At 67.5% G+C, this 21,944-nt stretch carries 19 protein-coding genes and 2 pseudogenes; 17 read left to right on the plus strand and 4 right to left on the minus strand.

Annotation, left to right across the window (positions count from 1 at the left end):
• The first annotated feature begins 7 nt into the window (after positions 1 to 7).
• From JZ791_RS06360 to JZ791_RS06425, 15 genes and pseudogenes are all read left to right on the plus strand, one after another.
• Positions 8 to 1,804, plus strand: a complete 1,797-nt coding sequence (locus JZ791_RS06360) for a nickel-dependent hydrogenase large subunit (RefSeq protein WP_216893234.1) — start codon at positions 8 to 10, stop codon at positions 1,802 to 1,804.
• A 43-nt stretch (positions 1,805 to 1,847) separates the two neighbouring features.
• A complete protein-coding gene (locus tag JZ791_RS06365; RefSeq protein WP_308162803.1) occupies positions 1,848 to 2,747 on the plus strand; it encodes a NifU family protein in 900 nt (299 codons plus the stop codon).
• Positions 2,744 to 3,358: pseudogene (locus JZ791_RS06370) on the plus strand (DUF5947 family protein); the annotation flags it as partial. The gene JZ791_RS06365 and the pseudogene JZ791_RS06370, both read left to right, overlap by 4 nt.
• A gap of 227 nt (positions 3,359 to 3,585) precedes the next feature.
• Positions 3,586 to 4,233, plus strand: coding sequence for a DUF6084 family protein (locus JZ791_RS06375; protein ID WP_216893235.1), 648 nt, complete (start codon positions 3,586 to 3,588; stop codon positions 4,231 to 4,233).
• 1,484 nt (positions 4,234 to 5,717) lie between these two features.
• Positions 5,718 to 6,116: pseudogene (locus tag JZ791_RS06380) on the plus strand (hypothetical protein); the annotation flags it as partial.
• Positions 6,117 to 6,160: 44 nt separating this feature from the next.
• Positions 6,161 to 6,280 carry a DUF6893 family small protein gene (locus JZ791_RS47150; RefSeq protein WP_438804483.1) on the plus strand — a complete coding sequence of 40 codons (120 nt, stop codon included), beginning with the start codon at positions 6,161 to 6,163 and terminating at the stop codon, positions 6,278 to 6,280.
• On the plus strand, positions 6,277 to 6,753 hold the full coding sequence (locus tag JZ791_RS06385) for a hydrogenase maturation protease (RefSeq protein ID WP_216893236.1): 477 nt from the start codon (positions 6,277 to 6,279) through the stop codon (positions 6,751 to 6,753). Before JZ791_RS47150 ends, JZ791_RS06385 begins: the two co-directional genes overlap by 4 nt.
• 3 nt (positions 6,754 to 6,756) lie before the next feature.
• Positions 6,757 to 6,999, plus strand: a complete 243-nt coding sequence (locus JZ791_RS06390; protein WP_216893237.1) for a HypC/HybG/HupF family hydrogenase formation chaperone — start codon at positions 6,757 to 6,759, stop codon at positions 6,997 to 6,999.
• 103 nt (positions 7,000 to 7,102) lie between these two features.
• Positions 7,103 to 9,376, plus strand: coding sequence for a carbamoyltransferase HypF (gene hypF, locus JZ791_RS06395; protein ID WP_216893238.1), 2,274 nt, complete (start codon positions 7,103 to 7,105; stop codon positions 9,374 to 9,376).
• Positions 9,377 to 9,396: 20 nt separating this feature from the next.
• Positions 9,397 to 9,705, plus strand: a complete 309-nt coding sequence (locus JZ791_RS06400; RefSeq protein WP_216893239.1) for a HypC/HybG/HupF family hydrogenase formation chaperone — start codon at positions 9,397 to 9,399, stop codon at positions 9,703 to 9,705.
• Positions 9,706 to 9,714: 9 nt separating this feature from the next.
• Positions 9,715 to 10,827: a hydrogenase formation protein HypD gene (gene hypD / locus JZ791_RS06405; protein ID WP_216893240.1), complete on the plus strand. Its 1,113-nt coding sequence runs from the start codon at positions 9,715 to 9,717 to the stop codon at positions 10,825 to 10,827.
• Positions 10,820 to 11,899: a hydrogenase expression/formation protein HypE gene (hypE, locus tag JZ791_RS06410; protein WP_216893241.1), complete on the plus strand. Its 1,080-nt coding sequence runs from the start codon at positions 10,820 to 10,822 to the stop codon at positions 11,897 to 11,899. The genes hypD and hypE overlap by 8 nt, the downstream gene beginning before the upstream one ends.
• Positions 11,900 to 12,289: 390 nt before the next feature.
• Positions 12,290 to 13,372 carry a Nickel transporter NicT gene (gene nicT / locus JZ791_RS06415; protein WP_216893242.1) on the plus strand — a complete coding sequence of 361 codons (1,083 nt, stop codon included), beginning with the start codon at positions 12,290 to 12,292 and terminating at the stop codon, positions 13,370 to 13,372.
• Positions 13,372 to 14,109, plus strand: a complete 738-nt coding sequence (locus JZ791_RS06420) for a DUF6390 family protein (protein WP_216893282.1) — start codon at positions 13,372 to 13,374, stop codon at positions 14,107 to 14,109. Before nicT ends, JZ791_RS06420 begins: the two co-directional genes overlap by 1 nt.
• Before the next feature lie 306 nt (positions 14,110 to 14,415).
• On the plus strand, positions 14,416 to 15,990 hold the full coding sequence (locus tag JZ791_RS06425; protein WP_216893243.1) for an ATP-binding protein: 1,575 nt from the start codon (positions 14,416 to 14,418) through the stop codon (positions 15,988 to 15,990).
• Between the two features lie 271 nt (positions 15,991 to 16,261).
• Here JZ791_RS06425 and JZ791_RS06430 read toward each other — a convergent pair whose 3' ends face one another.
• The 3 genes from JZ791_RS06430 to JZ791_RS06440 all read right to left on the minus strand — a co-directional run bounded on the left by JZ791_RS06430 (position 16,262) and on the right by JZ791_RS06440 (position 19,266).
• Positions 16,262 to 17,224: an amidohydrolase family protein gene (locus tag JZ791_RS06430; RefSeq protein ID WP_216893244.1), complete on the minus strand. Its 963-nt coding sequence runs from the start codon at positions 17,222 to 17,224 to the stop codon at positions 16,262 to 16,264.
• Between the two features lie 120 nt (positions 17,225 to 17,344).
• A complete protein-coding gene (locus tag JZ791_RS06435) occupies positions 17,345 to 18,823 on the minus strand; it encodes an FAD-dependent monooxygenase (RefSeq protein ID WP_216893245.1) in 1,479 nt (492 codons plus the stop codon).
• The gene (locus JZ791_RS06440) at positions 18,823 to 19,266 is read right to left on the minus strand and encodes a hypothetical protein (protein WP_254205291.1); all 444 of its coding nucleotides are present in this window, start codon (positions 19,264 to 19,266) and stop codon (positions 18,823 to 18,825) included. The genes JZ791_RS06435 and JZ791_RS06440 overlap by 1 nt, the downstream gene beginning before the upstream one ends.
• A 73-nt stretch (positions 19,267 to 19,339) precedes the next feature.
• On the opposite strand from JZ791_RS06440, the gene JZ791_RS06445 reads away from it, so the two are divergent.
• Both JZ791_RS06445 and JZ791_RS06450 read left to right on the plus strand, forming a co-directional pair.
• Positions 19,340 to 19,903: a TetR/AcrR family transcriptional regulator gene (locus JZ791_RS06445; RefSeq protein ID WP_216893246.1), complete on the plus strand. Its 564-nt coding sequence runs from the start codon at positions 19,340 to 19,342 to the stop codon at positions 19,901 to 19,903.
• Between the two features lie 250 nt (positions 19,904 to 20,153).
• Positions 20,154 to 20,999 (plus strand): SCO6745 family protein, encoded by an 846-nt coding sequence (locus JZ791_RS06450; RefSeq protein ID WP_254205292.1) that lies wholly within the window; start codon positions 20,154 to 20,156, stop codon positions 20,997 to 20,999.
• 131 nt (positions 21,000 to 21,130) lie between these two features.
• Here the strand turns inward: JZ791_RS06450 and JZ791_RS06455 are convergent, their stop codons facing one another.
• On the minus strand, positions 21,131 to 21,472 hold the full coding sequence (locus JZ791_RS06455; protein ID WP_216893247.1) for an LGFP repeat-containing protein: 342 nt from the start codon (positions 21,470 to 21,472) through the stop codon (positions 21,131 to 21,133).
• Positions 21,473 to 21,944 lie beyond the last annotated feature (472 nt).

The following is a 21,944-nucleotide window of genomic DNA, read 5'->3' on the forward strand; positions in this document are numbered from 1 at the left end:
TCTCCAGATGACACAGATCATCCCGGAGGCGTCACACAAGAAGATCGAGCCGGATTCGCTCGTCGAAATGGCGTGGGACCCGATCACCCGGATCGTGGGCAGCCTCGGCATATACACCAAAATTGATTTCGCGAATCGGGAAGTGGTCGAATGCCACAGCACATCCTCGATTTTCCGCGGATACTCGATCTTCATGCGCGGCAAGGATCCACGCGACGCGCATTTCATCACCAGCCGTATCTGCGGCATCTGCGGTGACAATCACGCCACCTGCTCCTGCTACTGCCAGAATATGGCCTACGGTGTGAAACCCCCGCATCTCGGCGAGTGGATCGTCAATCTGGGCGAGGCCGCGGAATACATGTTCGACCACAACATCTTCCAGGAGAATCTGGTCGGCGTCGATTTCTGCGAGAAGATGGTCGCCGAGACCAATCCGAGTGTGCTCGCCCAGGCCCGCAGGACCGAGGCGCCGCACGCGGCGATGCATGGCTACCGCACGATCGCCGACATCATGGAAGCGCTCAATCCGTTCACCGGAGAGTTCTACCGTGAGGCTCTGCAGACCAGCCGCTATACGCGAGAGATGTTCTGCCTCATGGAGGGTCGGCACGTGCATCCCTCCACGCTGTATCCCGGCGGCGTCGGCACGGTGGCCACCATCCAGCTGATGACCGACTATATGTCCCGGCTGATGCGGTACGTGGAGTTCATGAAGAAGGTCGTGCCGATGCACGACGACCTGTTCGACTTCTTCTACGAGGCGATTCCCGGGTACGAGAAGGTCGGGTTGCGGCGCACGCTGCTGGGCTGCTGGGGCTCGTTCCAGGATCCGGAAGTGTGCAACTTCGCCTACAAGGATATGGAGCAGTGGGGTCGCAAGATGTTCGTGACCCCGGGCGTGGTGGTGGACGGGGAACTGGTTACCACCTCCCTCGTCGATATCAATCTGGGCATCCGAATCCTTTTGGGCAGTTCGTATTACGAGGACTGGACCGATCAGGAGATGTTCGTGAAGACCGATCCGCTGGGCAATCCGGTGGACCGGCGGCACCCCTGGAACCAGCACACCAACCCCAAGCCGCAGAAGCGCGACATGGACGACAAGTACAGCTGGGTGATGTCGCCGCGCTGGTTCGACGGCAAGGATCATCTGGCGCTCGACACCGGCGGTGGTCCGCTGGCTCGGCTGTGGTCGACGGCGCTGGCCGGTCTGGTCGACGTCGGCTACGTCCGCTCGACCGGGCACAGTGTGCAGATCAACCTGCCCAAGACCGCGCTGAAGGGGCCGGTGGAGTTCGAGTGGACGATCCCGGCGCACGGTAGCAACACCATCGAACGCAACCGGGCTCGCACCTACTTCCAGGCCTATGCGGCCGCGTGCGCACTGCATTTCGCCGAGCAGGCGCTGGTGGAGATCCGCGCCGGCCGGACCAAGACCTGGGAGAAGTTCGACGTGCCCGACGAGGGCATCGGCTGCGGCTTCACCGAGGCCGTGCGTGGCGTGCTGTCGCATCACATGGTCATCCGCGACGGCAAGATCGCCAACTATCACCCGTATCCGCCGACGCCGTGGAATGCCAACCCCCGCGACAGTTTCGGGACTCCCGGGCCGTACGAGGACGCGGTGCAGGGCCAGCCGATCTTCGAGGAGAACGATCGCGAGCACTTCAAGGGCATCGACATCATGCGCACCGTGCGCAGTTTCGATCCCTGCCTGCCGTGCGGTGTGCACATGTACCTCGGCAATGGCAAGACGCTGGACACCCTGCACTCACCGACCCAGACGCTGACCGCCGGATAGTTCTACGCCGTCGCGGCGGCCGGTTCGCAGTGGAGAGGAGGCGGTGATCACGCGCCCCGACGACGATAGGCCCGGCGTCGCGACCGACGAGGATCGGTGGCGTAGCGCGGGCGAGCGCATCGAGAATCTGCTCGATGCCTGCGCGGCGAGCGGCGGCTTGGCCCGGGAGCGGGCCGAGGCGCTCGTCGGCGAGGTCGTGGACCTCTACGGTGCGGGCCTGCGACGCATCTTCGAGGGCCTCGACGAGGTCACCGCGCGCCGGCTGGCCGACGACGATCTCGTCGCCAGCCTGCTGCTGGTGCACGGGATGCATCCGCACGACGTGCGCACCCGGGTCGCCGGCGCACTGGACAGCGTGCGTCCGTATCTGGGCTCACACGGTGGTGACGTGCGCCTGCTGGAGATCACCGGCGACGGTGTGGTCCGCCTCGAACTGACCGGCAGCTGCCGGTCCTGCCCGTCCTCCTCGGTGACCCTGGAGCTGGCGGTCGAGGACGCCGTCCGCGCGGCGGCGCCGGAGATCGCCACGATCGAGGCCGTCGCGGCCGAGCCCGATGCCGCGGTGATCGCGGCCGATTCGCTGTTCTCGCACGTGCGTTCCGGCGGAAACTGGGTAGTCGCACCGGAATTGGCGCAGCTGGCCCCCGGTGAGGTCGGCGGCTTCGCGGTGTCCGGGACGACGGTGCTGGCCTGCCGGATCGGCGAGGAGACCTACGTCTACCGCGACCGCTGCCCGGTCTGCGCGCGCTCACTGGCCGGCGCCGCACTGCACCGCGGCTTGGGCGCGGGCGATCCCGTCCTGCGCTGCCCGAGCTGCCGCGCCCACTTCGACGTCGTGCACGCGGGCGCGCGCCTGGACGGCGACGGCCACCTGGAGCCATTCCCGGTCCTGGTGCGTTCCGGGGAGCTGTCGGTCGCGGTTCCGGTGGGGGTGGGCGGATGAATCCGGCCGTGCGCGCCCTGCGCCGAATCGCCACCGACCGCCGCCCCCTGCCCGCGGCGGGCGAGCGCTGCGAGATGTGCGCGGAATCGATCGCCGACGAACATCAGCACGTCGTCGATGTACAAGCGCGACAACTGATGTGCGTATGCCGCGGCTGCTACCTCCTGTTCACCGACCGCGACGCCGCCCTGCGCTACCGCGCGGTCCCCGACCGATACATATCGTTCCCCGACTTCGCCCTGACCCTCCCGGAATGGGACGCCCTCGAGATCCCGGTCGGCCTGGCCTTCTTCTTCCGCAACTCGGCCGCCGACCGCACGGTCGCCCTGTACCCCGGCCCGGCCGGCGCCACCGAATCGGAACTACCCCTGAGCGATTGGCAGGCATTCGTGGACAACCACCACGAATTCGCCGATCTGGCCGACGATGTCGAGGCCCTACTGATCCGGGTACCCGACCGAGACGCCGCCGGGGCGCAATGCCTGCTGCTACCGATCGATGCCTGTTACGAATTCGTCGGCCGGATCCGGTTGCAGTGGCACGGTTTCGACGGTGGTTCGGAGGTACGCCGATACATCGAAGAGTTCTTCGCGGCGGTGTCGGCTCGCGCGCGGCCACGCGATGCGAGGTCGGGCCACACGGTGCCGCCGAGCGGTACGACGCGTCGGAGCGACACGTTGGGAGCGAGTGACGCAGCAGGACAGGGCGATGTGGCGTGGCCGGGTGATACGGCGGGCTCGGTCGACGGGGTTCGGGCGAGTGGCGTAGCGGGACCGTGCGATGCGGGCGGATCGGGCGACGCGGCGGGACAGGGAGTTACGGCTTCAGGGGGCGCACCATGAGCCCGGCCTACTCCACTACGTTCGCGGTCCTGGACATCCGTCCTGAGCCGTATGCCGTCACGCCGATCCTCTCGGCGCGGGTCGGAATCACTTCGGTCGGTGACGATCCCGTGCATGCGATCGCGTTGCGCGCGCAGGTACGGATCGAGCCGGGGCGGCGTGGTTATACCGAGGCCGAGGGGGAGGGGCTGCTGGATCTGTTCGGGTCGCGGGAGCGGTGGGCGCAGACCCAGCGGTCGTTTCTGTGGATGCATTGTGCGACAACCATTCCCGGGTTCGGTGGTGGCGCCGAGGTGGATCTGCCGATGTCGTGCACGTACGACCTGGAGGTCGCGGGCTCGAAATATCTGCACGCGCTGCGCGAGGGCACGGTGCCGCTGCTGTTTCTGTTCAGTGGCACGGTGTTCATCCGTGGCAGTCAGGGGTTCGCGATTCAGCAGATTCCCTGGGATCGCGAGGACCGCTACGAGATGCCGGTGTCGGTATGGCGGGATCTGATGGCGGCCCATTTCCCGAACGCGGGCTGGTTGCGGCTGCGTGAGGACACCTTGGCCGCACTTACCGCGTACAAGGCCGAGCACGGTCTGCTCGGATTCGACGATACGGTCGAGCGCCTGCTCACGGCGGCGGGTGAGTCGGCATGAGTACCGGCCGGGAACGCGCCCGCGCGGTAGCCGACGCGGTGCTCTACGAGGGCTATCTGCTGTATCCATACCGTGCCGATGCGCGAAAGAACCGTTCCCGGTGGCAGTTCGGCGTGCTCGGGCCGCCGGGCGCGCATGCGGCGGGACTGGGGGAGGACAGCGAGGTGAGCGGGCAGGCGTTGGTGAAAGCGGCAGGCGACTGCGAACTGCGGATCGCGGTCCGGTTCCTGCACCTGCAGCATCGGGGCATCCGCGACGCGACGGGTGCGTCCGTGCCGGAGCTGGCCGTCGCAGGAAGGGCCTGGCTGGACTGGGACGAGGCGGTCGAACAGGAGATCACCATCGGCCCGTGCGCCCCTACGGCCATGACCGAGCCGATCGAGATACCCGGCGACACCGATATCGAGACCATCGACGCTCCCGCCTCGGGCTCTGCCGGAGCGATCGTGCGCACCCGCCACGCCCTCCACGGCGAGTTCGAGCTGACCGTCGAACCGGACGGTGGATACCTGCGCCTCGCGATGACCGTGCGCAACACCGGCGAGCCCGCTGCCGACCAGCGCGACGCGATCGCCCGCTCGCTGATCGGGGCCCACGTGATCGCCGAGGTGAGCGGCGCGGAGTTCGTCTCCCTGCTGGAACCGCCGCCGCCCGCCGAGGCCGCCGTGGCGCGCTGCATCCAGCGTCGCTGCTTCCCCGTGCTGGCCGGCGCGCCCGGCGACCACACCCTGCTGCTGATCTCGCCGATCATCCTCTACGACCACCCCGAGATCGCCCCCCAGAGCACCGAACCGCTCTACGACTTCACCGAAATCGACGAGATCCTGACCCTGCGCGTGATGACGATGACCGACGAGGAGAAGGCGTCCGCCCGCGCGACCGACCCGCGCGCGGCCCGCATCGTCGACCGCTGCGACGCGATGACGGCCGAGGATCTGGCCCGACTGCACGGCATCCTGCGCGACCCGCACGCGGGGCAGGCTCACTCGATCCCGGAGGTTACGCCCGGCCGGAGCAGCTGGGACCCGTTGGCAGACAACGCGGTACGGTCGGATTCAACCGCGATGATGACCGAGGATTTCGTGGGGTGGCGCGGAGCCGAGCTCGGCCAGACCGACTCGAACCCGGCGACCTCGCCCAGCGCGCGCGGCACCGTGCGGGATACGGATGCCGGGCGGACGCGGCGGACCCCAGAGATTCCGCCCAGTGTGGACGGGTGGGATCCGTTGGCCGACAACGCGGTACGGCTGGATTACGAGGTGCTGACGGCTGGGGGCTTGGCGCGCCCGCGCGGCATCGTTCGGGCCGCGGATGTCGGGCGGACGCGGCCGACTCCGGAGAGTTCGTCGAGCGTGGACGGGAGCGACCGGGCGCCCGATGATGCGGTGCAAGCGAACTCCGGTGCGATACCGGACGAGGACCCCGACCAACGGCGTGACATCACACATGTGCCGGACGCTGGGGAGGGCGGCTGGTTGCCGGGGATGTCGGCTGAGGAGCTGGCAGGACGGCATCGTGTGCCGGGTGATCCGGACCCTGGGCAGGCGCATCCGATTCCCGAAGTCCCGCTCGGTGTGGACTGGTGGGACCCAGCGGCCGACGAGGCTGTACGGCCCGGGTCGGATGCCGTGCCCATCGCGGGGGTGCTGGTGAGTCACGGGAGCCGGGTTCGATTGCATCCGAACAAGCGCGCGGACATTCACGACATGTTCTTCGACGGCAGGGACGCGCGCGTCACCTCCGTGCACGCCGACGTCGACGGCCGAACCCACGTGGGCGTGGTCATTCTCGACGATCCCGGGGCCGATCTGCACGAATGGTACGGGCGCTACCTGTATTTCGACCCGGATGAGCTGGAACCGCTGGAAGGACAGGGCAACTGAACACCGCACGGCCCGCCGGCGCGGGCATCAGGAAAGGAGGACCCATGGATATCGTGGGAATCATCGCGGTGGTGATCGTCGTGGTGGCGGTCGTATGCGGCGCGGCGGTCGGCGTGCGGTCGATCCCTGACATGCGCCGCTACCTGCGGATGCGACGCATGTGACGGCCCGGGTGCTGGTGGCCGGGATCGGCAACATCTTTCTCGGCGACGACGGCTTCGGCCCCGAAGTGGTGCGGCGGATGCCCCCGGCGCGCGACGGGTCCGTGCGCATCGTGGATTACGGCATCCGCGGTATGCATCTGGCCTACGACTTGCTGGAACCATGGGAGGCACTGGTACTCGTCGACGCCGTCCCGAATCGGGGCAGTCCCGGAACCCTCGAAGTGGTGCGAGCCGAACCCGACCGGGACCACCCGGCCGAGCTGGACGCGCACGGCATGGATCCGGCCGCGGTGTTCGCCGGGGTGCGGGCCCTGGGCGGCGAGATGCCGCCCACCGTGGTCGTCGGGTGTCAGGTGCTGTCGATCGCGGAAGCGATCGGACTGACCGATCCCGTTGCGGCAGCGTTGGATCCAGCGATCGAGGCCGTGGACCGGGTGCTGGCGGACCTACGGGCGCAACGAGCGGAGGTGTGAGACATGTGCCTCGGAATCCCGGGCCGCGTCGTCGAGATCGTCGATGGCTACAACCGTCAACTAGCCCTCGTCGACGTCTCGGGCGAGAAGCGAAAGGTGAATATCGGCCTGCTGCAAGATGATCCGGTACAGCCGGGGGAGTGGGTGATCATCCACATGGGGCTGGCGGTCGAGCGGACCGACGAGGCAGGCGCGCGGGAGGCACTGGCGGGCCTGCGACTACTGGGTCGGGGTGAGGATCCGTGATGGCCGGTCGCGAGGCAACGGGGTCGGCCGTTGAGCGGACCGACGTGGCTGATGCTCGCGATGGCCCGGAGGTTCCGCGACTACCGGGCCGAGGCGACGAACCATGACGGCCGATCGCGGTCGCTGCCGACTGCTCGTGCGCGGTGTCGTGCAGGGCGTCGGATTCCGGCCGTTCGTCTACAGTACGGCTGCCGAATTGGCGCTCACCGGCAGCGTTGCCAACGACAGCGCCGGGGTGATCATCGATATCGAGGGCGCGCCCGCCGCAGTGGACGAGTTCACCGCCCGGCTGCGGCACCGGCCGCCGCCGCTGGCGGTGATCGAATCGATCGAACGCACCGAACTTCCTGTGCGCGGCGGCACCGGTTTCCGCATCGCCGGCACCACCCGTGGCGGCGGTCGCACGCTGGCATCTCCGGATGTAGCGATCTGTGCCGACTGCGCCCGCGAGCTGATCGATCCCACCGACCGCCGGTACCGCCACCCGTTCATCAACTGCACCAACTGCGGCCCCCGATTCACGATCATCGCGAGCCTCCCGTACGACCGCGACCGGACCTCGATGGCCGATTTCGCGATGTGCGAGCGATGCGCCCGCGAGTACCACGATCCCGCCGACCGCCGCTTCCACGCCCAGCCGATCGCCTGCCCGGACTGCGGGCCCACACTGACCTATTCCGTTCCGGGAACGGCTGATCCGCTCGCGGCCGCACGAAAGATGCTGCGCGACGGCGGAGTCATCGCGGTCAAGGGCATCGGTGGATACCACCTGGCCTGCGCCGCGGACAACGAGGACGCGGTCGCGACCCTGCGCACCAGAAAACGCCGCGGCGACAAGCCCTTCGCCGTCATGGTCCCCGATCTGGACACCGCACGCACGATCGCGCGGATCGATGACGCCGCCGCTGCGGCACTCGGCGGCCCGCAGCGCCCGATCATGCTGCTACCGCGTGGAACTCGAACGCTCGCGCCGTCCGTGGCCCCCGGAAACCGTGACCTCGGCGTATTACTCGCCTACACCCCACTGCACCTGCTGCTGTTCGGGCTGCCCGGCGATCCGCCCGGCCCCGACGTTCTCGTGATGACCTCGGCCAATCTCGGCGGCGAACCGATCTGCTACACCGACGACGATGCCGCACAACGCCTTCCGGGGCTGGCCGAGGCCGTCCTCGGCCACGATCGCCGGATCCTGGTGCCCTGCGACGATTCGGTGATCCGGCTCGTCGACGGCGAGGAACTGCCGATCCGCCGCTCTCGCGGCTACGCACCACTACCGCTGTCCCTGCCGATGCCCGTCGCACCCACCGTCGCTGTCGGCGCGGACGTGAAGAACACCTGCGCGGTCGCCGACGGGCGCTACGCCTGGCTGAGCCAGCACATCGGCGACATGGACGACCTGGCCACCCTGCGCGCCTTCGAGGCCGCCGAGCGGCATCTCGAGGAGCTGACCGGAGTACGACCGGAGCGCCTGGCCGCCGACGAGCACCCGGGCTACCGTTCCAGCGCGTGGGCCCGCCGCGCCGCCGCCGGACGGCCCGTCCACACGATTCAGCATCACCATGCCCACATCGCCGCGGTGATGGGCGAGCACGGCCTGCCCGACACGGCAACCGTCACCGGAATCGCCTTCGACGGAACGGGGTTCGGATCCGACGGCGCGATCTGGGGCGGGGAGGTGCTCGCCGCCGGCTACAAAGGCTTCCGCCGCCTCGCGCACCTGGCCTATGTGCCGCTGCCCGGCGGAGACGCGAGCGTGCATCGGCCCTACCGGATGGCCCTTACACATCTGTACGCGGCCGGCATCGAGTGGTCGCAGTCCATTCCATCGGTGGCGGCATGCCCATCCGATGAGCGCCGGGTGCTGCTGCACCAGCTGGAAACCGGGCTGGGATGCGTGCCTACCTCGAGCATGGGCAGACTCTTCGACGCGGTGGCCTCCCTGGCCGGGGTGCGACAGGTGGCCGACTACGAGGCCCAGGCCGCCATTGAGCTGGAGGGCCTGTCGCGCGATATCGAGCCCGGTCCCGCCTACTGCTTCGCGATCATCGGCGCGGACTCCGAGGGAGTGTCGCGCATCGATCCCGCGCCCGTGTGCGCCGCGGTGGTGGCCGATATCGCCACCGGTGCGGGCGCGGGCCTGATCGGCGCCCGGTTCCACGCCGGCGTCGCGGACCTGATCGTCGAACTCGCGCACCGCTTCGGCGAGCCGGACGTACCGGTGGCCCTGTCCGGCGGGGTCTTCCAGAATGCCCTGCTGCTCTCGTTGGCGCGTAAAAAGCTACAGGAGAAGGGATTCCACGTCATCACCCATCGCAGAGTGCCGCCCAACGACGGCGGCCTCGCACTCGGGCAGCTGCTGGCTGCCGGGGCGCGCTGAGCGGAAGGAAGGAAAAGATCATGTGCCTGGCAGTCCCGGGAAGAGTGCTCGAACTCTACGACCGCGACGACACTCTGATGTCGGTGGTCGATTTCGGCGGCGTACACAAAGACGTCTGCCTGCAATATATTCCGGATGCCGACGTGGGCGACTACGTCGTCGTCCATGTCGGCTTCGCCATTCAGCGTCTCGACGAGGAGTCGGCGCTGCGCACGCTGGCCGAGTTCGAACATCTCGGCGTGCTGAAGGAGGAGTTCGGCGACGGGTTCGCTCGCGCGGCCCGCCAGGCCGGGCTGCCCGATCCCACTGCTCCGTCCTCGCGACAATGAGGTGAACCGATGAAATACCTGGACGAATTCAGCAATCCCGAGCTGGCCCAGCGCCTGCTCGAACGCATCCGCGCCACCACGACGCGACGGTGGGCCATCATGGAAGTCTGTGGCGGCCAAACACATTCGATCATCCGTCACGGCATCGATCAGCTGCTGCCCGATCAGATCGAGATGATCCACGGCCCGGGCTGTCCGGTATGCGTCACGCCGCTCGAGATCATCGACAAGGCGCTGGAGATCGCCGCGCAACCCGGGGTGATCTTCTGCTCCTTCGGCGACATGCTGCGTGTGCCCGGCAGTTCCAAGGATCTGTTCCGGGTCAAGAGCGAGGGCGGCGATGTGCGCGTGGTGTATTCACCACTGGACGCGCTCACCATCGCCGGACAGAATCCGGACAAGCAGGTGGTGTTCTTCGGCATCGGATTCGAGACCACCGCCCCCGCCAACGCGATGACGGTGTTCCAGGCGCAGCGACTGGGTATCGAGAACTTCTCGCTGCTGGTCTCGCACGTCCTGGTTCCGCCGGCCATCGCCGCCATCATGGAATCACCGGACTGCCGGGTGCAGGCGTTCCTCGCCGCCGGGCATGTCTGCTCGGTGATGGGTACAAATGAGTATCCACCGCTGGCGGAGAAATACCGGGTTCCGATGGTGGTCACCGGATTCGAGCCCCTGGATATCCTCGAGGGCATCCGGCGCACGGTGATTCAGCTGGAGGAGGGTCGCCACGAGCTGGAGAACGCCTATCCGCGTGCGGTGTCGGCCGCGGGCAATCCGGCCGCGCAGGCGATGCTCGAGGACGTGTTCGAGGTGACCGATCGGGCCTGGCGCGGCATCGGCGTGATTCCGCGCAGTGGGTGGCGGTTGTCGCCGCGGTACCGCGACTACGACGCCGAATACCGGTTCAGCGTGCAGGACGTGCACACCGAGGAGTCTTCGATCTGCCGCTCCGGCGAGGTGCTGCAGGGGCTGATCAAGCCGACCGACTGCGCGGCGTTCGGCACCAAGTGCACGCCCCGTAATCCGTTGGGCGCCACCATGGTGTCCTCCGAAGGAGCCTGCGCCGCCTACTACCTGTACCGGCGGCTGGATCAACCCGCGGAGGTGGCTCATGCTTGAGCAGGCCGGAACACAGCCGGTGACGATAGACGCGGGGAGCTGGGTATGCCCACTGCCGCTGCGTGATTCGCCGACCATCGTGATGGCGCACGGTGGCGGCGGCGCGATGTCGGGCGAGCTGATCGAGCACCTTTTCCTGCCCGCGTTCGGCGCTGCCGCCGACGCCGGGCTGGGCGATGCGGCGGTCATCGAAGTGGACGGCGCCCGACTGGCCTTCTCGACCGACTCGTTCGTGGTGAAGCCGCTGGTATTCCCCGGCGGCACCATCGGCGAGCTGGCCGTCAACGGCACGGTCAACGACCTCGCCATGATGGGCGCGCGGCCGCTGGTGCTGTCCACCGCATTCATCCTCGAGGAGGGCACCGCGCTGGCCGAGATCGCCCGGATCGCAGAACATCTCGGCACCGCGGCCGTCGCGGCGGGAGTGAAGCTGGTGACCGGCGATACGAAGGTCGTCGACGCCGGCCACGGAGACGGCATTTTCATCAATACCGCTGGAATCGGCGTGGTGCCCGCGGGTGTCGACATCGAGCCGCGGCGCGCCCGGTCCGGCGACGTCGTGCTGATCAGCGGTGACATCGGTGTGCACGGCATCGCGGTGATGAGCTGCCGGGAAGGCCTCGAGTTCGGCACGACCGTACTCAGCGATTCCGCCCCGCTGCACGGCCTGGTCGCCGCGGTCCTGGACGCCGGCGCCGACATCCACGTGCTGCGCGACCCGACCCGCGGCGGTGTCGCGGCCGCGCTGAACGAGATCGCGAAACTCGCGAATGTCGGTGTACGCCTGGATGAACGAGCGCTGCCGATCCCGAGTGCCGTCCGAGACGCCTGCGGCCTGCTGGGCCTGGATCCGCTCTACGTCGCCAACGAGGGCAAAGCGGTCGCCTTCGTCGCCCCGGACGACGCCGATCGCGCACTCGAGGCGATGCGGGCACACCCCCTCGGCGCACGAGCACAAGCGATCGGCGTCTGTGTAGACGAGCACCCCGGCATGGTGGTCGCCAGGACCGCACTCGGCGGTACCCGTGTAGTGGACCTGCCTGCGGGCGAACAACTTCCGCGAATCTGCTGACGGTTCGTCGAGCAGGTGACGGGGGAAGGAGGTGGATGCGAGAGCTCGGTCCGTGGATCTGCTGATTGGCTCGTGGAGAAGAGGAGCGAGGATGCGAATGGCGGGACCTGGTGGTGGATCTGATTGCGTTCGGCCGACTCTCTGTTGATCGAGTCGTTTGAGCGGAAGTTCCGGCGGGGCACGGGATTCGGTGCCGGATCAGCTGGTAGGCAGGATTCGGACGTGCTGACCGGGTGGTCGAGGTGAGAAGGGTCTGCCGGCAGACGCGTCGAGAGGTGACGGGGATGCAGGAGGTGAGACAGCGGCGGATCTGGCGGCAAGCGAACGGGTTCCGTGGATCTGCTGACCGGGTTGGCCAGGGAGGGAACACCGATGGGAGCGAGGATGCGGATGGCGGTGAGGCGGGTGTGGTCGGGATACGATTCCGGTCGGCGGCGGGCTGTCCTCGGGATGATCGCCACCGTCGCTGCTCTGCATCTGGCGGGCTGGGGGATGTTGTTCGCCCTGGTGGTGCCCGGGCATTACGCGGTTTTCGGCGCCGGACTCGGTCTCACCGCTTACACCCTGGGCGTGCGGCATGCCTTCGATGCCGACCATATCGCCGCCATCGACAACACCACGCGGAAGCTGGTGGCCGACAACGGGAAACCGATGACTGCCGGATTCTGGTTCTCGCTGGGGCATTCCACGGTGGTATTCGTCATGGTGTTCGCGCTCGGGCTCGGCGTGCGGGCCCTGGCCGGCGGTATCGAGGACGGAAATTCGGGCCTTCGACGCTGGACCGGCGTCCTCGGCACGGGTGTTTCGGCCGGCTTCCTGTTGCTGCTCGGGCTGCTGAACCTGGTGTCGCTCATGGGGATCGCGGGGGTGCTGCGCGCGCTGCGTCACGGTCGCTGCGATGAGCGCGAACTGGAGCGGCGGCTCGAGTCGCGTGGGGCGCTCGCGCGAATGGTGGCGCCGCTGCTGCGCGCGGTGCGTTCGCCGCGGCGGATGTATCCGATCGGCTTGCTGTTCGGGCTCGGATTCGACACCGTCACCGAGGTGGGACTGCTGGTGCTCGCGGGTGGCGCGGCGGCTACGGGCATGCCGTGGTACGCGATCGTCGTTCTGCCCCTGCTGTTCTCGGCGGGGATGGTGCTGTTCGACTCGCTCGACGGCGCGTACATGAACTACGCCTACGGCTGGGCCTTCGCCGAACCGATCCGCAAGATCTACTACAACCTGGTCGTGACCGGGCTTTCGGTAGCCGTCGCCCTGCTCATCGGCGGCCAGGAGATCATTTCCCTGCTGGCCGGGCGGTGCGGCATCGGCTCCGGCCCGCTGGCCTGGATCGCGGGCCTGAATCTGGGCTCGATGGGCCTGATCGTGGTGGCGCTGTTCCTCGGCACCTGGCTGCTGGCCCTGGCGGTGTGGCGGTATGGGCATGTCGAGCGGCGGTGGCGCGTCGGGCGGACCTCGGGGGCGGCATCGTGATGGGGGTGAGCGGGCCGCAGCTGTTCGCGCGCTACGCATACGCTCCCAACGCCCTGGGGTACTGCGGTCCCGCCGACGCCTCGGCTCTGGCCGACGGAACCGACACCGAGATCCGGACCGTGGCACGCCGCTTCTCGGGTGTGTGGCCGTACCTGCGGGTGCTGTCGTCGATGACCGCAATCGCCGATCCGCTCGACCCGCGCCTGGTCGAATCCTATTGGCTCGGTGGAGGAATCGGCGACGATCTCGATCCCGGAACATTCCTGTCGAACCTCCTCGCGCTCATCGGCCCGCTCGCGGGAGGGTATTGGCAGCACCTGACCACGGACCTGTCGCAGGAAGCATCTGCCAATCACAGCTTCCACGTCCTGGGCATCTATCCGTGGACTCGCCTGCTGGGCCGAGGCCGCGACGACCTGCCGTTGCACGTCCTCGACAATTGCCGGATCGCCTGGGCACGGGTCTGCGAACGCGACGGAACGACCTTGACGATCCAGGGCAGTGGTTTGCAGTGGGACGGCTACCACCTGTCCTTGTCCGAACAGCCCGCACGCCTGATCCAGATGACCCCGGCGGCGAACGACCACATCGCGATCGGCGACGATATCGCCTTGCACTGGGACCATATCTGCGGCCGCCTCGATGCCGCCCAGCTCACCCGGTTGACCATCAGCACCACTCATCAGCTCGAGGCGACCAACCGACGCCTTGACGATGCCCGTGCTCGCCTCCGGTAACTGCTGTCGAATTATTCGATTGGCCCCGTCGGGTATGACGGCCCTCGGCCAGGTCGTGGCATGGCCGAGGGGATCGGATGAAGGAGGTATGGCGGTCGAAGTCCTCGCGCTCGCGGAACGTTGCGCCGAAATGGCGTGGGTGCGGCGGCCACGATGATGCCGGCACTCGAGCCCGGATACCGCAGCATCGACACCGTGGCGGCCTACTCCAACGAGACCGAGGTCGGTACGGCGGTGCGTAAATCCGGCCTGCCCTGCCGCCCGAGCTGTGGGAATGTTGTCGGCCGGGGTGGCTAGGGTGGCCTGGTGAGGTACTTCAACACGGCAGGTCCGTGTTATCCGGACCTGCACTACATGCTGCCCGTCGACGAGCGGGTACCCGATGCCCGCACGTATATCGACTACGGGTTCTACTTCGTGCTGCATGCACCCCGGCAAAGCGGTAAGACCACGGCGCTGCTGGGCCTGTCCCGTGAGCTCATGGCCGAGGGGCGCTATGTGGCACTGTCGTTTTCGTGTGAAGTCGGGGAGGCACTCGGTGATGATGTCGTAGGAGTCGAGGATGCGTTGCTGGGGGCCATGCGCCTGACAGCCGTGAATCAGCGGATGGCGCCGGAGCTTCTTCCCCCGGATCCGTGGCCGGATTCGCCGCCGGGGACGCGCCTGCAAGCCGGACTGAGCGCGTGGGTGGCGAGTTGCCCGCGCCCGCTGGTGCTGTTCTTCGACGAGATCGATGCGCTGCGCGGGGATGGACTGATCACGGTGCTGCGCCAGCTGCGGGCCGGCTATACCCAGAATCGCAATGAGTTCGTGCATTCGGTGGTGTTGTGCGGACTGCGGGACGTGCGGGACTACAAGGCGTCGGGCGAGAATCCGAGCCGGTTGGGGACGGCCGGCCCGTTCAACATCAAGATTAAATCCGTCCGGATTGAGGATTTCACCGAATCCGAAGTGACGCAGCTGTATCGGCAGCACTCGGCCGAGACCGGACAGGAATTCCACGACAAGGCCATCGATCTGGCTTTCCACTACACACAGGGTCAACCATGGCTGACCAACGCCCTCGCCTGGGAAATCATCGGCAAGATGCGGGTGCGGGAGATGATCACACTCGATCACGTCGAGGAGGCGAAGGAGCGACTGATCCTGGCCCGGGCCACACATCTGGATTCGTTGGTCGACAAACTGAACCAGCCGCGCGTACAGCGGATCATCGAGCCCATCATCGCCGGTGCCGATCTGGCCGGCGACGTCACCTTCGACGATGACATCACGTATGCGCGCGATCTGGGTCTGATCGCGCCCGGCAAGCACCTGCGGATCGCCAATCCGATCTATCAGGAGGTGATCGTCCGGGTCCTCGGCGGCCGAACCGAGGCGATGATCGCGGCAGAGCCGTCCAGTTTCCGCTTCCCGGACGGACGCATCGACTTCGCACGGCTGCTGCGGGAATTCGTGGAGTTCTGGATCCGGCACGGTGATGTGCTGGCCGCTCGCGACAATTATCACGAGGCGGCCGCGCAACTGGTGCTGATGGCGTACTTGCATCGAATCGTCAACGGCGCCGGGCATGTCGACCGTGAGGTGGGAGTCGGGCGAGGCCGGATAGATCTGCTGATCCGGCAGCCGTATCGGGGTGCCGAGGGGCGCGTGGTGGAGCAGCGGGAGGCGCTGGAGCTGAAGGTGTGGGCGGGCGGGCAGAGCGATCCGCTGCCGGACGGCCTGGCCCAGCTCGACGGATATCTGGATCGGCTCGGCCTGGACACCGGCACGCTGGTGATTTTCGACCGCCGCCCATTCGCCGCCCCGATCGCCGAGCGCACCGAATTCGGGACTGCGGGCACGCCGTCCGGTCGTACCGTCGCAGTGCTGCGTGCCTGATACGTTGTATCGCGGCGGGATGAGCGTCCGGATGCCTCGTGGCTATCCGTGACGTCTTGCAGGGTGCCGTTCGCGCTCGACCTGTACATCGCGAAGCTTGTCAGTTCCCCGGCCTCTCGGGTAATCGTTGCCGACGAAATGACCGGAATCTATTGTTTCGCCACGCTTCTCGGCGATCACCCCGGTGCCGCGCACCGCCTCGATCTGCTACCGCAGCGGATACCTGCCGCCGGAACTGCTGGACCCGGACCGCGAGCCGCGGCGGATTGTCCTACAGGCGCAGGAGCCGGTCCGCGTTCCCGTGTGCGATCTTCTCGCGGTCGGCCGAGCTGAGGGGAGCGGTGTCCAGCAGGGTGCGGGCGGCCTGGTTGTGCAGGTAGGGATAGTCGACGGAGAACAGGATGCGGTCGACGCCGAGGACCGACAGGGCGCACTGTAGTGGGGCGACGGCGGTGTAACCGCTGGTGGTGATGTGGATGTTGGTTTGGAAGTACTCCGGGATCGGTTGGCGCAGTTGGGGTGTCAGTGGTGTGAGGACGTGGTCGATGCGGTCCAGGGCGAAGGGGATCATCTCGCCCATGTGGCCGATGATCAGCTGCAGGCGGGGGAGCCGGTCGAAGATGCCGGATACGATCAGGCGCAGCGTGTGCAGGGCGGCCTCGGCGTGCCAGCCCCACCCGGCCATCGCCAGCACGCGGCCCACTTCGGGCTGCAAGCCCGAATAGTACGCCTGCGCAACGGGTTCCGGCGGCAGGGCGGGATGCAGGTAGATCGGCACGTCGAGGTCCTGCGCGCATTCCAGGACCGGCATGAAGCGGGGGTCGTCGAGGAAGGTCCCGGCGGTGAGCCCGTTGATCATCGTGCCGCGCAGACCCAGACCGCGCACGGCGCGCTCCAGCTCGGCGGCGGCCTGCTCGGGATCCTGCATCGGCAGCGTGGCGAATCCGGCGAACCGGCTCGGATGCGCCGCGACCGTGGCTGCCAGAGCGTCGTTGACCTCCGTGGCCGCCCGCACCGCCCGCTCCGGATCCGGTCCCTCGGCGCCCGGCACGGTATGCGAAAGCACTTGCACGTCGATTCCCGCGGCATCCATATCCGCCAGCCGCTGCTCGCCGACATCGGCCAGCGCACCCTCGATATGTCCCATCCGCGGATGCTCGCGCAGCCGCGCGACCAGTTCGGGATCCCGCAGCGCGGGGTGGCTGAAGTGCTCTTCGAGGGCGACAACACGCATGAGGGCCACGTTACTGCTCCCGGAAGCCTTCCCCCGGCACTGTTCCGCTCATGGCAATCCGAGCCCACCCGAACCGGGCGTCGAGATCGGCCGCGACGCCGGTCCCGATCGAGCCCGTGATCACGTCGCTGTGGGCTGATGCGCTTTCGTCCCGGTCCAGCGGGCGAGCGCGGCGCGCCATCCGTCGTCGTCGGAGGGTCCCGCCCAAGCGATATAACCATCAGGGCGAACCAGCAGCGCCGGACCGTCGTCGGTTCGCCGAGCCTGCGCAAGCGCTCCGATGATCAGCGGCGCGCGGTCACGCTCCCGGACGAGCAGGAAACCCGGCCGCCGTTGCAATTCGGTCAGCCGTCCCTCGACCAGCGGAACCTCGGTCGCACGCGTTCCGACCAGCGGGTGCTCGCCGCGAGCGCGCGCATACCGCAGCGCGGTGCCGGTGAAGCTGCCGGCGATCGCATCCCGGATCCACGGCCGGGCCAGTGCCCGCGGGGCGATCCGATCACGCAACCACCGGGCCGGACGCGGGTGCAGCACAACCGAACGCATCATCAGCCCGGACTGCCGCAGCACCCGGCGCCCGATCGGGTGCCGCTCGGCGTGGTAACTCTCGAGGATCTCCGCGTTCGCACCGCCGAGCACGGCATCGATCTTCCAGGCCAGATTCGCCGCGTCCTGGATGCCGGTGTTCATGCCCTGCCCGCCCATCGGTGAATGCACGTGTGCCGCATCGCCGACGAAGAACACCCGCCCGCGCCGGTACTGCCGCACCTGGCGTTCCTCGCTGTGGAACCGGGAATGCCAGCCCACCTCGAGCACGCCGAGTTCATGACCCATCGCCCGCTCGAGCACCGAGACGATCTCGGATTCCGACACCGGTTCGGTGTCGGGGAGCTGATGTCGCCGGTCCCAGGTCATCGACCGGTACCAGGCGCCACCGCGCTCGTCGCGTCCGTAGGGCGCCAGGAAACCGAACTCCTCGCGGGTGCTGCCCAGCGTCAATCCGCCGTCCCGAGGGCCGTCGGTGAGCAGGACGTCGGCGAGCACCACCGAGGACAACACCGTCTTGCCCGGAAACCCGACATTCAAAAGGCTGCGTACCGTGCTGTGCGCTCCGTCAGCTGCGACGAGATATGTTGCGCGCCAGATGGTTCGGTGGGACGAGTCGTCGTCGTCCTTCGTGCGCGAGGTCACCTCGACACCATCGCCGTCCTGGGTGACGCCGACGACCTCGATACCGCGCCGGACGTCGGCGCCCTGCGCGGTGGCGTAGCGTTCCAGCGCCTGATCGACGTTCGTCTGCGGCGTGACCATGCCGAACCGGTAACGCGAATGTAAGTGTGTGAGATCGAGTTTCGCGCCGGCGAACAGGTTGACCGCCTGGGTGGTCGCGCTGTGGGCGAGCAGATCCTCGGCCAGACCGCGCGCGTCCAGTACCTCCAGTGTGCGGGCCATCGTGGCGAACGCGCGGCTGGACGGATTGATCGAGGGCCACCGTTCCAGCACCGTCACCCTGCGCCCGGCCCGGGCCAGATCACCGGCCAGCGTCAGACCCGCCGGGCCGGCGCCGACCAACAGCACCTCCGTCTCATACGTCGACATCACGCGACCTCGATCGTCGGGTCGGCCACCCGGGCCGGGTCGGGGTACCACCGGCGGATGTCCTTCGGTGTCGAGGCCGCGCCCTGGTTGAAGACGAACCGCGCACCCGGCTGGCTGACATGCGCCGCATTGACGATCGCCTCGAACAGCAGCGTGTTGCCGGCGACGAGACGCACACCGGCGCCGATCAGCACCGCGTCGTACCGTTTGGCGGTCAGGCACCGGCGCGCTGTCTCGATGCCCGCCGGACCGAAGCCGATCAGGCAGTTGTCCACCTCGTACCCGGCGGCCCGCAGGCCCGCGAGGTTGTCGTCGTTCGCGCGGCGCAGGCCCTCCTCGGTGAGCCCCGCGAACTGCGCGAAATCGGGTGAGTCGTAGTCGATGACCTCGGCATCGAGGCCGATCTGAATGGCGGTGGTCGGCATGGCGTCCTCCGAAAGCATATTCAACAACTGTTGAAAACGACGATAGACGACCGGCCGCCTGTGTTCAACACTTGTTGAGTACGCTCGCGTCATGACGAAGGCACGAGATCCCGACACTCGTCGCGCGGCGATCCTGAGCGCCGCGCGATCATTGTTCGGCGCCAACGGATTCGAGCGCACGACGATCCGGCGGATCGCCGCCGAGGCTGGTGTCGATCCCGCGCTCGTCATCCACCACTTCGACTCGAAGAACGCACTGTTCGCCGCGGTAGCGCAACCGGAGATCGAGCTGCCGGACCTGTCCGGCGTCCCACCGGACCGGGTAGCCGACGTGCTGTACCCCGTCTTCGCCGAACTCTGGGGCCCCGAAGGCCCCCTGATGCCCCTGCTCCGCGCCGCCTCGACCAGCCGACCGGCCGCCGACACCCTGCTCGAGGTCTTTCAGGAACGAGTCGCCCCCGCCCTCGCCCCCGTCGTCTCCGACCACGCCGGCGAGCGAGCCGCCCTCATCGGCACGCAAATGCTCGGCATAGCCGTCGCACGATTCGTCGTCGGCCTCCCGCCGCTGTGCGAAATGGACGACGCCACCACCATTCAATGGCTGCGGCCCGTCATCGCCCACTACCTCACATCGCCCGCACCCACGGCTACGTGAATCCCGAGCCGGCTGACCGGGCGACATGGTCGGACGTTTCCAGCATTGCTCCGGGTGGGTTTCATGGCCTACCGTTCGCGGTAGGTTGGTAAGACTGTCCGATGGCACCCAGATCGTCAGGGTTCTGGGGGAGCGGTGGATTCGGACGTCACCGATAGTGAAACGATGCTCATGCCTCGGCCGTGCGTCACTCGAGCGCGCAGCCGCCGGGAAGGTGTGACCGGCAGTACGCAACCGTATTGTCGATCTCATGAACGATGGTTTCGCGCGTGACATGTGGCGTGTTCTCGAGCCGGTGCACGGGGTCACGTACTTCGCGCCCGAGTGCGCCTCTGCTTTCAAAGCCGTTGGGCTGCGCGGTTTCTGGATGGGGTACTTCGGCGGACGGGCGGTACCGCTCGGCCAGGTGGGGCCGAGTGTCGTGGAGGCCGTTTTCTACAACTTCCATCCGGACATGGTCCGGCGTGCGATTCCCGACGCATGGAAGTTCGCCGCCCCCGAGGCGATTCTGGACGCGCGCCGCACGTCCAGCGCGCAGGTGCTGTGTGGACTGGTTCCCGATATCGCCGGCATCGCGGCGCAGGTGCTGCCCGCGCTGACGGCGGCGATCGATGCCGCACCCGTGTGCGGTCGCGCGCTGTTCGCGGCGAATCGGGACCTGCCTACTCCCGATGAACCGGTCGAGGCGCTCTGGCAGGCCGTCACGACGCTGCGTGAGCATCGCGGGGACGGGCACTTCGCCACGCTGCTGACCGAGGGACTCGACGGTTGTGAGGCCGTCGTGCTGTTCGCCGCCGATACCGGCACCGAGCCGGAGATGTGGCGCAGCCTTCGCAGCTGGAGCGAAAGCGACTGGGCGGCAGCGCGATCCCGACTGGCGGAGCGCGGACTGATGAGCGAGTCGGGCGGCATCACCGACGCGGGTCGCGCATTGCGGGCGCATATCGAATTGCGCACCGACGCCCTCGCCGCGACAGCCTATCGGCACGTGCCGGGGATCGAGGCAACTGTCGGCGCGCTCGTTCCGGCCGCACGTGCCGTCGAGAGCGCCGGCCTGGCTCGGTCCGCCGACTTCCTGCGCGTCGGCAGGGTATAGGAAATCGGGCCCGTCGACGAAACACAGGCCGGCTCGGGTGATCTCGATGCAAGCCGTTCCTCTGGGAACCGTCCGGGTGCGGTGGGCGCCGACCATCGGGTCGACGCCCACCGAACTACCTGCGCGGCACGCTAGTTCGCGTTGACCGTGGCCTTGCTCTCGGCGAACGAGTAGCTGATCGAGCCATTTTCGAACTGGCTGATCTTTCCGCCGTCGATGTCCTGCTCATCGGACGTCGGGTAACCCAGCCGGCCGCCCGCGCCGCCCTCGGCCTCCCATGCCTCACGGATGGCGCCGTACACGGTCCGGGTGCCTGTCGGGAGGCTGAAATAGATGACACCCCCGGTGAATTCCTGGTACTTGCCACCGTTGGGGGCGTCCTTCTCGTCCGAGGTCGGCTCGCCCAGCGGGCTTGTCGCGCCACCGGCTTCGTTGTAGTGGTCGCCGATCGCTCCCTTTACCTCGAATGCCATCCAACAGCTCCTTCCACTCAGTTACGCATTAGCAAACGTGCCTCGCCACAGTAGCGTAGTTCGTAGATACATGCGAGGGACTGTGAAACGGTCAGCGTCTGTACATGCGGTGTTTACTGGATGAGAAAAAGCTACCGACCAGCATCTCGGCTCTAGGCTGTATCATCGGACGTGTCCGGCGACTGTTCTTGGCGCGCATGCCATTCGGCAACTCAGGAGAGGTTCGGTCCGGAGGTGAATGGCTGCTGTCGAGGACGCGAGTCTCGAAGGGGCGCACGTGCCGACCGGCGCAGCGGTGTCCCCCCGGTTGCTGGCATGTCGTAAGTGACTGTGCTAGGCATGTTTTGAAGGTGGTGAAAGTTGGGGTGCCGCGGTGTGGTTCCTTCGGCTGGGCGTGGTGCCTTCGGCTGGTGCGGCCAGCGTAGCGGACGCGGAGGGCGGACTTGACCGATGCCCAGTGGGCTCGCCTGGA

The sequence above is a fragment of the Nocardia alni genome, from assembly GCF_019038435.1.
GTDB lineage: Bacteria > Actinomycetota > Actinomycetes > Mycobacteriales > Mycobacteriaceae > Nocardia > Nocardia alni.